A 13,845-nucleotide genomic window follows, 5' to 3' on the forward strand; every position below is an offset into this window, starting at 1 on the left:
CACGAATTCGGCATCAGCATCGCCCAGGCCGCCCGTGACCTCGGTGCCGGTATTGCCGTTTTCGCCCTCGCCGGCGTTGGCATGGGTCTCGGTAACATCTTTTCCACGCTGATCAGCTCGGTTGCCCGCAACCCGGCTTCGCGTCCGCATGTCTTCGGCATCGGCATGCTGGGCTTCGCGCTGACGGAAGCCGTCGCGCTCTTCGCCCTGCTGATCGCGTTCCTGATCCTGTTCGCCTGAGGTCGAACATGTACCGTACGCCACGCCTCTTCCTGTTCGCCGCCCCGCTTGCGGCCGTGCCGGGCCGTGCCGTGGCTGCGGGCATGCCACAGCTGAACTTCCACGATCCGCTGCTGATCGGACAGGTCGTCTGGGGAGCCGTCATTTTCGGTGGCTTCTATCTCGCCCTGAGCCGCTTCGCACTGCCGCGGGTCGAACGGGTCCTGACCGACCGTCGGACCCGGATCCAGAGCGATCTGGATGTTGCCCGCAAGGCAAAAGCCGAGGCTGACCGTGCCAGCGCGGAACTCCTTAGCGCCCGTCATGAAGCAGCCGAGCAGGCCCGCGCCCACGTGGAGCGGATCCAGAGCGAAGCCCGCGCCAGCGCGGATGCTCACGCTGCCGAAACGGCCAAGCGCCTCGAAACCGAGATCGCAAACGCCGAGACCCGAATCACCCAGTCCCGCGAACAGGCCCTGTCCAGCCTGCCCGAGATCGCCACCAGCACCACACAGGATCTGGTCGCGCGTCTAATTGGCCCCCAGGACGAGCAGGCTGTCGCCAGCGCCGTCAAACGCGTCAGCGCCTAAGGAGACGACGATGTTCCACGATCCCCGGTTCTGGACCGCCCTCGCCTTCGTCCTGTTCTTCATCATTTTCGGACGCAAGCTCTGGATTGCCATTACAGGTCATCTGGATGCCCGCGCCGAAACTGTTCGGCATGATCTCGACGAAGCGGCCCGTCTGCGTCGCGAAGCCGAACAGATGCTGGAAGACGCCACCCGCGAGCGTGAAAAGACTCTGGCCGAAACACAGGCCATGCTTGCCCGCTCCGAGGTCGAAGCCGCTGCTCTGGCAGAACGGGCCCGCAAGGATGCCGAAGCCGCCGCAGCCCGCTTCGAGAAGATGGCGCAGGATCGCATTCACGCAGCCGAACGTTCGGCCATCCGTGAAATTCAGGATCGCGCCGCTCGGATCGCTGTTGCTGCAGCCCGCGATGTGGTGGCAGCCCGCCTGACGGAAAGCCCCGACATCGCATCGAGCCTGATCAACAAAGGCATCGACAGCCTGCCGGAAGCCCTTCGGCGCTCTGCTGCCTGATCCGATGCCCCCGTCCAAGGTGCAAGGTTCCCTTCATGACGACGGACAGCCCACAAAGCTCTCCGTCGTCATGGCCGTTCTGAACGAGGCGGAGAACATTCTTCCCGTCTGTCAGGAACTGGCTGAAAATTTCGGTGCCGACTCTTCAGTCGAAATTCTGGCCATTGATGATGGCAGCACTGACGCCACCGTCAAAAAGCTTCTCGAAGCCCGCCAGACTCTTCTGCCGCTCCTGCGCATCATCAGTCATCCGAAACGTCTCGGAAAATCAGCCGCCCTCCGGACAGGAATTACAGCCGCCAAGGGAAAATGGATCGCCACCATCGACGGCGATGGGCAGGATGATCCTTCCGCCATCCTGAAAATGCTGGATTGTGCGACATCCGCTACTGGTGCGCCGCCACTGGTGGTCGGTGTCCGCCGCAAGCGGAACGACCGTCTGTCCCGCCGCATTGCCACCCGTCTTGCCAATGGTCTGCGGCGCCGCCTTCTGAACGATGGCTGCCCGGACACTGGTGCTCCTCTCAAGCTATTCCCGCGCGATCTTTTCCTTCAGATCCCGCAATTCGAAGGCGTCCACCGCTTCCTGCCTGCACTGCTTGGGCATTACGGTGCTCCTCTGATCTGCATTGAGGTCCAGCACCGCGCCCGTCTGCATGGCACGTCGAAATATACGAATCTCAATCGGGCCCTCGTGGGAATCCGTGACCTTCTGGGCGTTATCTGGCTTCAGAACCGCACACATCTGCCCGATCATCTGACCGAACACTAAAAGCCGTCACCGGATCCGGACATTTCCGGATCCTGCCGCACGTCCGGCCTAACAGAACGGCGCGGAGAGGCCCCATGACTCTGAACCTCCGGCATTATTCTCTTCTGGCGCTTGTGGCCTTTCTGCTCGCCCTGCCCGGCCGCATGATGCTCCCCCCGCTCGACCGCGACGAACCGCGCTACATGGAAGCATCGGAACAGATGCTCCTGTCGCACAATTTCATCGACGTCCGCTTTCAGGACAAACCGCGTTATCTCCAGCCTGCCGGAATTTACTGGCTGGAGGCCGCATCAACATCCGCGACAGAAAAACTCTTCGGCCCCTCGATCCTGCGGAAAACATGGCCTTACCGAATTCCCAGCCTGCTGGCGGCCACGATCATCGTCCCGATGACAGCCTGGATCGGGGCCACCCTTTTCGGTGGAACAACCGGCCTGATGGCTGCCGGCCTCCTGATGGTCTCGACCCTGTTCGTCGCGGAAAGCCACATGGCGACGATCGACACCGTTCTGCTGCTGGACATTCTGTCGATCGAAGCCGCTCTTCTGCGTGCATTCATGGATCGTCTGAAGAATCGCCCGACGCCTTTACGTGTTGCCGTGGCCTACTGGCTCGCGCTGGGAGTCGGTCTCATGCTCAAGGGACCGGTCGTTTTCATTCCGGGCTTCGGCACCCCACTGGCCCTGTGGCTCATGGAAAGGGACCGGTCATGGTGGACTCGTCTACGCCCGCGCTGGGGCTGGCTCATCATGCTTGCCGTTGTGATTCCATGGTGTCTCGCAATTGAAATCATCAGTGGCGGCGATTTTTTCGCCCGGGCGGTCGGACGAAATTTTCTCGGAAAAGTGGCACACGGCCAGGAAGCCCACGGTCTTCCTCCCGGTTTTCACCTGCTGGTCTTTGGACTGGCTTTCTGGCCAGGCTCCCTGTTCGCCGTCCTCGCCATTCCTTCGATATGGCAAAACCGCAAACTTCCTCAGGTGCGTTTCCTGTTGAGCTGGATCGTGCCCCACTGGCTGGTTTTCGAACTCATCGCCACGAAGCTTCCGCATTATGTCCTGCCGACATATCCTGCCATCGCTATTCTCGCGGCGGCGGGTCTCATGGCATGGCCGTCCTATAGTGCTCCGAGATGGGCAAAAATCCTTTTCGGCCTCTATGGCGTCCTATGGGCTCTTATCGGCCTCGTGCTTTGTCTGGGCGGAAGTGTCACCCTCTACAAACTGGAACATAGCTTTTCTCTCTCCGGCCTTCTTGCGCTTGGCGGCTCTCTGCCACTGCTCCTCTGCAGCATCTTCATGCTAATGAAACAGCAACGCCGGCAGGCGGCTTTCTGCGCCATGGGAGCCGCCGTCATTGCTCATGCAGGCCTCTTCCTTGGCATCATTCCCCAGTTGCAGACTATCCGTCTCAGCCCCCGTATTGCAGAGCTCTTCGAGGACGTACGGCCCTGCACGAACAGCATTCTGGTTTCGTCATCATATTCGGAGCCCAGCCTGGTTTTCCTTGTCGGTCCGGACACGCAACTAATCGGACCCGCCGAAGCCGCAGACTACCTTCATGCGCATTCACAATGCAGCCTGGCCCTGATTGACCGCAAGGATGAGATCCGTTTCAGGAACCGTCTCCTGAAATACGGACTTGAAGTTGTGGAATATGGTCGCGTCCAGGGCGTGAACTATTCCAACGGCCATCACCTCGATCTCGGTCTCTTTGCACCTCGCTGAAGATTTCATCTTCGGCAATCCCTGACCCTTTCAGCAGACCAATGAAAATTTCTTCATTCAGGAAAGGTTTTTTTCTTTCCCGACTGAGGGAATTTAAGGAGATTCTTATGCTTTTGCAGGTAACCTGAAGGCGTGGAATACTCGTTCCAGAGATTTTGTAGAAATTACTTTTTGTCATATGTTTGCAGTGCTGTGCGTGGCCTGAAGATCTGATGGCGTCAGCAGGAGGAAGTTGATGATAGTTTGCCAGATCGACGAGTTTTCCGTTAATGGGATACGGGGTTGGGCGACGGATACTGAAAATCCCTCACAGCCGGTTTTCCTTCATGCTCTGGCAGACGGTCAGGAATTTCTTCAGTTCTACTGTACCGATCTTCGTGAGGACGTACATAAGGCCGGGATAAAATCCAAAAATACGGGATTCCATATCCCCATGCCTCCCGCCCTGCTGGACGGCGAAACACATCACATCACATTCAAGAACCGCCTCAAGCAGATCGAAATCTACTCCCAGAACGAGAAGCTGGAGTACATCTCCTTTGCCGGCATCCTGCCTGTGGAAACACGTTCTTTCGTGGACGGCCTCAAACAGGGTGTTCTGAGCGGCTGGGTCATTTCCGGAAATGACGTGAAAGGCTGGAAAGGAAACCAGCAGCTCGTTGTCACCTGTGATGGCCAGAAAATCGCCCAGATCGAAGCCAACAGATATCGTGGCGACGTTGGAAAGGCATTGTCCTGCGACCCCTATTGCGGTTTTCAGTTCTCCCCTCCCGAACTGTACCGCAAACCTTATTCGCAGGAATTCCGCTTCTACGTTCTTCCTGACATGATTGAAGTCACCAACAGCCCGTGCAACACGAGTTTTGTGACAGACGCTCATGAGGCACTCGTTATCGACGTCATTGACAGGATCGACTCCCTGCACGTCGAACTGACCCGTCTTCGTCGTCAGGTTCGCGAAATCCTGCCCCAGCCAGGTTTCACGATCGCAGATTATCATTCCTGGGCAACCGCGTACTTCCCGGTTCTGCGCAAATATGTGGACAGGACACGCGACGACAGTCTCATCAAGGGTAATCCGCTCGTCAGTATTATCTGTCCGGTCTGGAATCCGGATCTTACGGATTTCAGGGCCGCTATTCAGAGCGTCATGGCCCAGACATGGCAGAACTGGGAACTTATTCTCGTCGATGACTGTAGCGGAAACGCCGAGCTGCGCACTGTTATCGAAAATTTCGCAAAAACCGACTCCCGTATCCGCCCAATCTTTCAGCAGAAAAACGGTGGCATCAGCATTGCCACCAATGCAGGTCTGGCAGCAGCACAAGGAGAGTGGGTTGCCTTTTTCGATCATGACGACCTTCTGGCCGATGTTGCCGTCGAATACATGCTGCGCGAAGGGCAGAGAAGTCATGCCGATCTGATATATTCCGATGAGGACAAGATTGATGCCAGCGGTTACTATCGCGAACCCGCTTTCAAAACGGACTGGAACTACAGACTTCTTTTAGGCGTCAACTACGTCTGTCACTTCGTCATGATCCGGCAGTCGGCTCTGAAGATCGTGGGCGGCCTGAACAAGGAATATGACGGCGCACAGGATCATGATTTTCTGCTTCGGGCGTCTGAACACATCCCTGCGGAAAAAATTCACCACGTCCCGGAAATTCTCTATCACTGGCGTATTACCGCCAATTCAACCGCTTCCGATATTGGCAACAAACGATATGCCATTGATGCAGGCATCAAGGCCGTCAACGATCATCTGACGCGCAGAAATCTACCCGCAACTGTCAGTTCCCAGATGGGCATGACTCTCTACACAGTCAACTGGGACTTCAACCAGACACCGTCCGTCACGATCATCATTCCCTACAAGGACGAGATCACAACAACCGCCCGCTGTCTGGATGCAATCCGCAAATACACCCGGTATCCGAACTACAAGGTTATCCTGATCGATAACTGGTCGATCACTCGGGAAGCCAAGCAATTTGCGCAGACGGTCGAAAAAATCCCGAATGTCGAAATCCTGACGATCAAGGAACCTTTCAACTATTCGCGGCTTAACAATCTGGCGGCAAAAGACGAACAGTCCGATTTTCTGCTGTTCCTGAACAACGACGTTTTCGTTGAGCAGGAAAACTGGCTGGAAATTCTCGTCAACGAAGCGTTGGCAGACCCACTCGTTGCCATTGTCGGTGGAAAATTCGTCTACCCTAACCAGACGGTCCAACACGCGGGCGTGCTTCTGGGCATTGGAGATGTGGCTGGGCACGCGCATGTCGGTATCCCGCGCGACGAAGGTGGATACGCAGGCCGAGCCTATTTCCCCCAGGAAATTTCAGCGGTAACGGCTGCCGGTATGCTGATCCGGCGCCCCGCTTTCGAACTGGTCGGCGGCTTTGACGAAGAGCATCTCAAGGTCGCGTTCAATGATATCGATCTGTGCCTCAAAGTCCGGGACGCGGGCTATAAGGTCATCTGGACGCCAGATTTCTGCGCTGAACATCATGAAAGCCTCAGTCGTGGCAGCGATGACCGCCCGTCCACGGAACGACGTTTCTTCCACGAAACACAGTTCATGATTGAAAAATGGGGACAGACTCTCCAGACGGACCCCTTTTACAATCCCCACTTCACGCTTGACCGACAGGTCTTCTTCGACCTTACTCTTCCTGGCGTTGACGAAACGCGATATCCCCCCCTTGCCTCGACAAGGAAGAAAATCCGTCCATTGTGGCCCCTGCCCGTTTTTACGATCGAACCTGGGAAAACAGATGCTCTTGCCAAAGAGCGGGCGCGTAAACCTTCAAAACCGCGCCAGAAAAAACCATCGACCACATCATCCACTAACTGAAGAACGGGCATTCCAGACAGACCAAAGCTGCGGGCATCAAGATAAGAAATCACGATGCCTGCAATGCCGAATTTTCTGTAAATCTACAGATTTTCTGCAGTCAGCGGCCCCATCACTACGCAGCTGCCACACGTTCAAAGAACGGCTTTCGTGATCAGGGCAATCCGTGAGAATACCGTGGTGGAGCTGAGGGGAATCGAACCCCTGACCTCCTCATTGCGAACGAGGCGCTCTCCCATCTGAGCTACAGCCCCACGGTGAGGCGATAGTTCTCCTGTTCGCCCATACTGTCAAGCGCCCCTGCACGGCACAGCATATTGTGTTATGATACGGCCGCATTCCAAGCCCCTGTGGCTCTTTTTTTGACCTATAATGAGGTTTTACATGGTTGTCCTGCATGCCATTATCCTGATGCTGATCCAGGCTTTCGTGTGGATCCTTCTGGCCTACTGCATTCTTTCGATGCTGCTGGGTTTTGGCATTCTCGATGTCGGCAACCGCTTTTTCTACTCCGTTTTCAACGCACTTGCCCGGATCGTCGAGCCGGTCATGACGCCTATCCGCAACATTATGCCCAATACAGGCGGCGTTGATTTCACCCCCATGATCGTCCTGCTGCTGATTCAGTTTCTCGTCTATCCGGCGGTCAACAGGATTTTCTTCATACTCGCGACCCACAACAGCTTCTGAAGTTCACCGCAGAGCGCGCCAGACCTCTTCCAGCGCGTCCACAAGAACAGGAGCGGCAATCTGCTGCTCCATCCCGTCTGGACGCTTCATCCAGACGTGCCAGTCCGCCCCATCCAGACGCTCCATCCTGACACCCCAGTCAGAGGGAAGACGCGACAGAATCCGTTCCATCCGCGCCTCGACCGTCAGCGGTTTCGCGTAATTATGCCCCATTCCGCCGTCCTTCTCGAACAGAAACAGGCCATTAGCCGGTTCCCCCGACAGTCAGGCCCGAAATTTTCAGTGTTGGTTGCCCCACACCTACCGGCACGCCCTGGCCAGCCTTGCCGCAGGTTCCAATACCCGGATCAAGCGCTACATCCGAACCGATCATGGAAATCTGGTTCATGGCATCCGCCCCGTTTCCGATCAGTGTCGCCCCTTTCACCGGATGGAGAATCTTTCCATCCTCCACCAGATAAGCCTCTGACGCGGCGAACACGAACTTCCCGGACGTGATATCAACCTGACCCCCTCCAAAATTCACAGCATACAGACCCCGTTTTATGGAGCGGATCATGTCGTCTGTTGTGGCGTCACCTTCGAGCATGAGAGTGTTGGTCATGCGCGGCATCGGCGCATGCGCGTAGGACTCCCGCCGCCCATTCCCCGTCGATTTCGTCCCCATCAGCCGGGCATTCAGGCGATCCTGAAGATAGCCCGTCAGGATACCATCCTCGATCAGCACGGTTCGTGACGTCGGTGTTCCTTCATCATCGACACTGAGCGAACCACGACATTCCGGCAACGTTCCGTCATCAACGACCGTCACCCCCGGTGACGCGACCCGCTTGCCTACCATTCCGGAAAAAGACGACGTACCTTTGCGATTGAAATCGCCCTCCAGACCATGCCCGACCGCTTCATGAAGCAGAATCCCCGGCCAGCCTGGTCCAAGAACGACATCCATCTCCCCGGCCGGCGCGGGGGCTGCCTCAAGCGTGATCAGCGCCTGCTTCAGGGCTTTGTCTACAGCTTCACGCCACGTTTCCGGAGCCAGCAGACGGTCCAGCTCGTAGCGTCCGCCCAAGCCGCAGCTCCCACTTTCCCGCTGCCCATCCTTTTCAACAACAACCGATACATTCATCCGCACCAGTGGACGCAGATCCGCAACATCCCCACCAGAATCCGCCCGCCGCATGATCTGCACGGCCTGCCATTCGGAACTGAGAACAGCACTGACCTGCACGACACGCGAATCCAGACCCCGCGCATAGGCATCAATTTCGCTCAGGACCGCGGCACGGGCAGCAAAATCTGTTCCTTCAAGCGGACGCGAGTCCCCGTAAAGCCGCTGGTTCGTTGCCTGTGGTCCCGGCGCCATGACCCCGCTGCGCCCCTGCCGGACCGCGCCGACCGTACTGACTGCCCGCGCAAGAGCATCACGACTGATGTCATCGGCATGCGCAAAGGCTGTCTCCGTTCCCAGAACGGCGCGCAACCCGAATCCCGATGACGTATTGAAGCTGGCAGAACGGATCGTACCATCGTCGAAACTGATGCTTTCGTTCTCCCTGTACTCCAGAAAGAGTTCACCATCATCAACGCCCTCAAGCCCCCGATCGACGAGCGCCCGGGCGTCGTCACGGGTCAGCTTCGAGTCAGATCGACCGAAAAACAGGGCATCGGTCGTCGCAAGAGCGCCCAGAGCATCAGCGGCAACAGACATGAAACATCTCCAGACAGGAACGGACCGGTTTTTCCGGCATACGAAATGATTGAGACCAGAACGACGATGCGTCGTTTTAAGAAAGGGCGCTTTCCAGCCTTTTCAAGGCCTCGCGCAAGATCTCGGGCTTTTTGCAGAAGGCAAAGCGGATCAAGTTCTGCGGCGGGACAGCCCCTTCCGGATCATAGAAAGCCGAGACCGGGATTGTCGCCACACCGGCATGCTCGATCAGCCAGCGGGCGAATTCCACATCTCCACGCCCTTCAGCATGGCGCGAAATGTCCGCGACAATGAAATAGCTGCCATCCGCCGGCAATGTCTGAAAGCCGAGACGCTCCAAACCGTCACGCAGAAGATCACGCTGCGATTCCATCTGGGCTGACAGGGACAGATAATAATCGTCATCCTTGTTCAGGCCATATGCAACAGCACACTGGAGATTGGGAGCCGTTGCAAAAACCAGCACCTGATGGGCCTTCGCCACCACAGATGCAAGTGACGCTGGCGCCGTGACGTAGCCCACTTTCCAGCCGGTCAGGGAGAAGCTTTTCCCCGCGCTCCCGATCCGCATGCACCGTTCGCGCATTCCCGGAAGCGTCATGAGGGGAATGTGTTTCACGTGAAACGTCAGATGTTCGTAAACTTCGTCACAGATTGCATAGACATCATGCTCCTGCACCAGCGTCGCAATCAGCTCCAGTTCTTCGCGCGTGAAAACCTTTCCTGAAGGATTCATGGGCGAGTTGAGCATGATGGCCTTCGTCTTCGGGCCGAACGCTGCCCGCAGTTCGGCTTCAGGCAAAGACCAGTGCGGGGGCTGCAACCGCACACAGCGTGGCACGGCTCCCAACAGTCTCAGCGCAGGAAGATAGGTATCGTAAAGTGGCTCGATCACGACAACTTCATCGCCTGGCTCAACAACTGCCATCAGACAGGCCGCGAGAGCCTCGGTCGCACCAGACGTGACCACGACCTCCGTCGCAGGATCGACGTCAATTCCATAAAAACGCCGGTTCGAGGAGGCCACAGCTTCTCGAAGTTCCGGCAGTCCTGTCAGCGGCGCATACTGGTTGCGCCCGTCCTGTAACGCTTCTGCCGCCTTGTCGATGATGTCCTGCGGCCCTTCAGTATCCGGGAACCCCTGTCCGAGATTGATGGCTCCATGTTTGACAGCAAGCTGTGACATGATCGTGAAGATCGTGGTGGGCAGACCGGAAAGATAGGAATTGGGTGTTTTCATCAACGCATTCCACAACACTCAGAACAGGACGTTCCGCACCATTGCAGGCTGGCGCAGGACTGAAAAGCCTCTCAGGCACTCCCCGTCGTCCTGATCCTTAAATCTACTTTTGAACAGGTCTCACAGGCATCAGTGTCCTACAGCGCATGTTACGCATCAGGGCCTGTCCCAACCCGCACATCAGAAGCATCGCCAGCATGATCAGAACCACGCCGATACTGCAACACGATAGCCAGATATCCACCCACAAACGTCAGCGCACTTCCTGCCAGCAGCCCCAGAAGAACCTAGAACAACGCAGCCAGCTTCAACTGCTGCACACCGACGGACAGTTCATGCCGAATGGTAAAGCATGCCGCGAGCCGGTCCGAGCGCTCAACCTGTAAAGGAAGGAGGTCGCTGTCTTTCCAGTCGTCCCGGAGAGCAGATGCAGGGGTCATGAGGATATTTCCCAAAAAGAGTCTCGGTACCCTCTTTTCATGCAAGTTCCGGACCAGTTCAGGAAAACTTGGGCGCATTCACGGAACAATCCATCACAAATCCGCAGAATGGCGTAATTTCCCATACTCGACAGACAGGCATTTGTCGCTTAATCGTTTTGAAGCCGTTTACACGATGCAAGGCGACAGATCGATGGCCAAAAAAGCCCCCACTTCCTCTACCGCGAAACCAAAGGCCGCTCCGGCGCGCCGTACCTCGAAGGCCGCAGCGCCCAAAGCTGCCCCCGCAGCTTCAAGCAAGCCGCCCGCTCCGAACCCGCAGGCAGTTGCCCGCGTTTTCGAGATGATCCAGGAGCACGCGGCGGAATTCGTCGATCTGCGCTTCACCGACCCTAAGGGCAAGTGGCATCATACGACCCAGACGGTCTCGACCATGGAAGACGACACTTTCGTCGAAGGCTTCATGTTCGACGGCTCGTCCATCCAGGGCTGGAAAGCCATCAACGAGTCCGACATGGTCCTGCTTCCAGATCCGGAAACGGCCGTCATGGACCCGTTCTCCGCCAAGCCGCAGCTGATCTTGTTCTGCGACATCATTGATCCGAAGACGGGCAATTTCTACAACCGCGATCCGCGCTCGACCGCCAAGCTCGCAGAAGCCTATCTTAAGTCAGCCGGCTTCGGCGACACGGCGTTCTTCGGCCCGGAAGCCGAATTCTTCATCTTCGACAACGTGCAGTTCGGCACGGGCCCGAATTTCGGCACGTATCAGCTCGACAGCATCGAAGGCCCCGGCGCCTCCATGAAGGCCTATCCGGAAGGCAACATGGGCCATCGCCCGGTCGTCAAGGGTGGCTACTTCCCAGTCCCGCCTGTGGACAGCGAGCATGACCTGCGCGCCGAAATGCTCTCGACGATGGGAGAAATGGGCCTGCCGATCGAAAAGCATCACCACGAAGTCGCACAGTCGCAGCACGAGCTCGGCACGAAGTTCGACACGCTCGTGAAGTCCGCAGACTTCATGCAGATCTACAAATATTGCGTGCACAACGTTGCCCACTCCTACGGCAAAACGGCCACGTTCATGCCGAAGCCGATCTCGGGCGACAATGGCTCTGGCATGCATGTCCACCAGTCCATCTGGAAGGACGGCAAGCCGACTTTCGCAGGTGACAAGTATGCAGACCTGTCCGAAGACGCGCTGTTCTACATCGGTGGCATCATCAAGCACGCGAAGGCTCTGAACGCCTTCACGAACCCGTCCACCAACTCCTACAAGCGCCTGATCCCAGGCTTCGAAGCTCCCGTGCTTCTGGCCTATTCCGCTGCGAACCGTTCGGCTTCGTGTCGTATCCCGCATGCGACAAACCCGAAGGCCAAGCGCGTTGAAGTCCGCTTCCCGGACCCGACCGCCAACCCGTATCTCGCATTCGCCGCCATGCTGATGGCCGGCCTCGACGGTATCCGCAACAAGATCCATCCGGGCGACGCCATGGACAAGGACCTGTACGAGCTGCCAAAGGAAGAACTGGCCCAGATCCCGACGGTCTGCGGTTCGCTCCGTGAAGCTCTCGAAGCCCTCAAGGAAGACCACGCATTCCTTCTCGAAGGCGGCGTCTTCACCAAGGACCAGATCGAAAGCTACATCGACATCAAGTGGCCGGAAGTTTACAAGTTCGAACACACGCCGCATCCGGTAGAGTTCGAGATGTACTACTCGGTCTGATCCGGGTCAGAACATCTCTTCTACGGAAAGCCCGGCCTTCGTGCCGGGCTTTTCTGTTTTCAACACACCACTTCAAAACGGCCCGATGATCCCTCCCGCCCTTCAGGCCTTCTCCTCCTCCGCCCTGCCCGTCCTCGACATCGCAGGCACGATCGTGTTCGCGATTTCCGGCGCGATCGAAGCCGCCCGTGCACGCCTGACCATCGTGACGTTCATGTTCTTTGCCGCAATTACAGGCGTTGGCGGCGGAACGGTACGGGACCTGCTAATTGGCGCGCCGGTCTTCTGGATGCACACCTCCGTCCCGATTACAGCCTGCCTGCTATCCGCCATTGCCGTCTGGTTTACCCCGACCCGCTTCTGGCCAGCCCGCGCAGTGGAATGGTTTGACGGTCTCGGGATCGCCGCCTATGGCGTCTTCGGCTCAGCCAAGGCGCTGGCTTACGGCATCCCGTTGATCCCAGCGGCTCTCATGGGGATCGTCAGTGCCTGCATGGGCGGCATTTTTCGGGATATGCTGGCAGGCGTGCCATCCATCATCATCCGGCCGGAGCTGTACATCACAGCCGTCGCCCTGGCGTCAGGAACCTATGTGTCCCTGACGGCGCTGGGTCTCAATACAAGTCTTGCGGCCATGATTGCCGTCGTGGCTGGCTTCAGCCTGCGCGCCGTAGCCCTCATCAAAGGACTAGGCCTGCCGCATTACAAACGATAGGCGGCAGGCGCGTTCAAACGCTTGTCAGGCGATAACGTCGAACCCGACATCTTCGACAACATGCTGTAACGCCACTGGCGTCACTTTGTGCTCATCGTACTGAATGGCAGCCTGCCCCGGATCGAGCGTTACCTCCGCCGACGATACCCCCGGAACATTGGACAGCGCAGACTGCAGCTTTCCCGAACATCCGTTGCACGACATCCCGTCAACCTTGAACGTCACCATCGAAACCATAAGAGACTCTCCTGTTTTCAAAGGCTGCTCCGCAAAGCAGTCGATCCCCGAAATGGGGCATATTCCCGCAGAAATGAAAACCGTCTTTTCAGACTGCGTCCGCAGCATCGTCCAGCGGCTGGACTTTCATGATGTCGAGCTGCGCATCCAGTTTTCCAAGTGCTTCCCCCAGAGCCTTGAAATGCGGTGACGCCAGATGCGCCTCGAACCCGGTTTCCGAAGTCCAAACTTCGGAAACCACCAGCCGGCCAGTCTTTTCGATATCCCTGCTGACAACGTACTGGCGGCAGGCTTCTTCCTTGCGTGAAGACACGATACAGGCCGCAAAAGCGTGTTCTGCCGCTGCGGCATGGTCCGCCGCGACCGTGACAACAGCCGTGATGTGAACCGTCTGACTCATCGGGAACTTC

The 13,845-nt window shown here is 57.3% G+C and carries 15 protein-coding genes and 1 tRNA gene; 9 read left to right on the forward strand and 7 right to left on the reverse strand.

Annotation, left to right across the window (positions count from 1 at the left end):
• Positions 1-12 precede the first annotated feature (12 nt).
• From GKA01_RS03290 to GKA01_RS03315, 6 genes are all read left to right on the forward strand, one after another.
• Complete coding sequence (locus GKA01_RS03290; protein WP_024717170.1) at positions 13-240, forward strand: ATP synthase subunit C family protein; 228 nt, start codon at positions 13-15, stop codon at positions 238-240.
• 8 nt (positions 241-248) lie between these two features.
• Complete coding sequence (locus GKA01_RS03295; RefSeq protein WP_146859213.1) at positions 249-809, forward strand: F0F1 ATP synthase subunit B family protein; 561 nt, start codon at positions 249-251, stop codon at positions 807-809.
• A 10-nt stretch (positions 810-819) separates the two neighbouring features.
• Positions 820-1,320 carry a F0F1 ATP synthase subunit B family protein gene (locus GKA01_RS03300; protein ID WP_146859215.1) on the forward strand — a complete coding sequence of 167 codons (501 nt, stop codon included), beginning with the start codon at positions 820-822 and terminating at the stop codon, positions 1,318-1,320.
• A 4-nt stretch (positions 1,321-1,324) separates the two neighbouring features.
• A complete protein-coding gene (locus tag GKA01_RS03305) occupies positions 1,325-2,092 on the forward strand; it encodes a glycosyltransferase family 2 protein (protein WP_146859216.1) in 768 nt (255 codons plus the stop codon).
• A gap of 74 nt (positions 2,093-2,166) precedes the next feature.
• Complete coding sequence (locus tag GKA01_RS03310) at positions 2,167-3,819, forward strand: ArnT family glycosyltransferase (protein WP_146859218.1); 1,653 nt, start codon at positions 2,167-2,169, stop codon at positions 3,817-3,819.
• Positions 3,820-4,054: 235 nt separating this feature from the next.
• Positions 4,055-6,679: a glycosyltransferase family 2 protein gene (locus GKA01_RS03315; protein WP_146859220.1), complete on the forward strand. Its 2,625-nt coding sequence runs from the start codon at positions 4,055-4,057 to the stop codon at positions 6,677-6,679.
• Positions 6,680-6,857: 178 nt separating this feature from the next.
• Here the strand turns inward: GKA01_RS03315 and GKA01_RS03320 are convergent.
• Positions 6,858-6,933, reverse strand: a tRNA-Ala gene (locus GKA01_RS03320).
• Positions 6,934-7,063: 130 nt separating this feature from the next.
• Between GKA01_RS03320 and GKA01_RS03325 the strand changes: the two genes are divergently transcribed.
• A complete protein-coding gene (locus tag GKA01_RS03325) occupies positions 7,064-7,369 on the forward strand; it encodes a YggT family protein (protein ID WP_146859222.1) in 306 nt (101 codons plus the stop codon).
• Positions 7,370-7,372: 3 nt separating this feature from the next.
• Here GKA01_RS03325 and GKA01_RS03330 read toward each other — a convergent pair whose 3' ends face one another.
• From GKA01_RS03330 to GKA01_RS13575, 4 genes are all read right to left on the reverse strand, one after another.
• Positions 7,373-7,582: a hypothetical protein gene (locus tag GKA01_RS03330; protein ID WP_146859224.1), complete on the reverse strand. Its 210-nt coding sequence runs from the start codon at positions 7,580-7,582 to the stop codon at positions 7,373-7,375.
• A gap of 31 nt (positions 7,583-7,613) precedes the next feature.
• The gene (gene tldD, locus GKA01_RS03335) at positions 7,614-9,077 is read right to left on the reverse strand and encodes a metalloprotease TldD (protein ID WP_146859226.1); all 1,464 of its coding nucleotides are present in this window, start codon (positions 9,075-9,077) and stop codon (positions 7,614-7,616) included.
• A 76-nt stretch (positions 9,078-9,153) separates the two neighbouring features.
• Positions 9,154-10,317: an aminotransferase gene (locus tag GKA01_RS03340; RefSeq protein ID WP_146859228.1), complete on the reverse strand. Its 1,164-nt coding sequence runs from the start codon at positions 10,315-10,317 to the stop codon at positions 9,154-9,156.
• A 287-nt stretch (positions 10,318-10,604) separates the two neighbouring features.
• Positions 10,605-10,757 (reverse strand): hypothetical protein, encoded by a 153-nt coding sequence (locus GKA01_RS13575; RefSeq protein WP_167506308.1) that lies wholly within the window; start codon positions 10,755-10,757, stop codon positions 10,605-10,607.
• A gap of 343 nt (positions 10,758-11,100) precedes the next feature.
• Here GKA01_RS13575 and glnA point away from each other — a divergent pair, with 343 nt between their 5' ends.
• Together glnA and GKA01_RS03350 are read left to right on the forward strand one after the other, a co-directional pair.
• Positions 11,101-12,483, forward strand: coding sequence for a type I glutamate--ammonia ligase (gene glnA, locus GKA01_RS03345; protein ID WP_146859230.1), 1,383 nt, complete (start codon positions 11,101-11,103; stop codon positions 12,481-12,483).
• A gap of 85 nt (positions 12,484-12,568) precedes the next feature.
• A complete protein-coding gene (locus tag GKA01_RS03350) occupies positions 12,569-13,198 on the forward strand; it encodes a trimeric intracellular cation channel family protein (protein ID WP_141353612.1) in 630 nt (209 codons plus the stop codon).
• A gap of 24 nt (positions 13,199-13,222) precedes the next feature.
• Here the strand turns inward: GKA01_RS03350 and GKA01_RS03355 are convergent, their stop codons facing one another.
• Positions 13,223-13,435, reverse strand: coding sequence for a heavy-metal-associated domain-containing protein (locus GKA01_RS03355; RefSeq protein ID WP_146859232.1), 213 nt, complete (start codon positions 13,433-13,435; stop codon positions 13,223-13,225).
• Positions 13,436-13,523: 88 nt separating this feature from the next.
• Positions 13,524-13,835, reverse strand: a complete 312-nt coding sequence (locus GKA01_RS03360) for a putative quinol monooxygenase (RefSeq protein ID WP_146859234.1) — start codon at positions 13,833-13,835, stop codon at positions 13,524-13,526.
• Positions 13,836-13,845 lie beyond the last annotated feature (10 nt).

Source organism: Gluconobacter kanchanaburiensis NBRC 103587, assembly GCF_007988905.1.
Classification (GTDB): domain Bacteria; phylum Pseudomonadota; class Alphaproteobacteria; order Acetobacterales; family Acetobacteraceae; genus Gluconobacter; species Gluconobacter kanchanaburiensis.

What these genes read in the sequence shown, in the direction of transcription:
- GKA01_RS03295 (WP_146859213.1), top strand. Translation starts at nt 249, where the DNA reads ATGTACCGTACGCCACGCCTCTTCCTGTTCGCCGCCCCGCTTGCGGCC.
- GKA01_RS03300 (WP_146859215.1), top strand. Translation starts at nt 820, where the DNA reads ATGTTCCACGATCCCCGGTTCTGGACCGCCCTCGCCTTCGTCCTGTTC.
- GKA01_RS03305 (WP_146859216.1), top strand. Translation starts at nt 1,325, where the DNA reads ATGCCCCCGTCCAAGGTGCAAGGTTCCCTTCATGACGACGGACAGCCC.
- GKA01_RS03310 (WP_146859218.1), top strand. Translation starts at nt 2,167, where the DNA reads ATGACTCTGAACCTCCGGCATTATTCTCTTCTGGCGCTTGTGGCCTTT.
- GKA01_RS03315 (WP_146859220.1), top strand. Translation starts at nt 4,055, where the DNA reads ATGATAGTTTGCCAGATCGACGAGTTTTCCGTTAATGGGATACGGGGT.
- GKA01_RS03325 (WP_146859222.1), top strand. Translation starts at nt 7,064, where the DNA reads ATGGTTGTCCTGCATGCCATTATCCTGATGCTGATCCAGGCTTTCGTG.
- GKA01_RS03330 (WP_146859224.1), bottom strand. Translation starts at nt 7,582, where the DNA reads ATGGGGCATAATTACGCGAAACCGCTGACGGTCGAGGCGCGGATGGAA.
- tldD (WP_146859226.1), bottom strand. Translation starts at nt 9,077, where the DNA reads ATGTCTGTTGCCGCTGATGCTCTGGGCGCTCTTGCGACGACCGATGCC.
- GKA01_RS03340 (WP_146859228.1), bottom strand. Translation starts at nt 10,317, where the DNA reads ATGAAAACACCCAATTCCTATCTTTCCGGTCTGCCCACCACGATCTTC.
- GKA01_RS13575 (WP_167506308.1), bottom strand. Translation starts at nt 10,757, where the DNA reads ATGACCCCTGCATCTGCTCTCCGGGACGACTGGAAAGACAGCGACCTC.
- glnA (WP_146859230.1), top strand. Translation starts at nt 11,101, where the DNA reads ATGATCCAGGAGCACGCGGCGGAATTCGTCGATCTGCGCTTCACCGAC.
- GKA01_RS03350 (WP_141353612.1), top strand. Translation starts at nt 12,569, where the DNA reads ATGATCCCTCCCGCCCTTCAGGCCTTCTCCTCCTCCGCCCTGCCCGTC.
- GKA01_RS03355 (WP_146859232.1), bottom strand. Translation starts at nt 13,435, where the DNA reads ATGGTTTCGATGGTGACGTTCAAGGTTGACGGGATGTCGTGCAACGGA.
- GKA01_RS03360 (WP_146859234.1), bottom strand. Translation starts at nt 13,835, where the DNA reads ATGAGTCAGACGGTTCACATCACGGCTGTTGTCACGGTCGCGGCGGAC.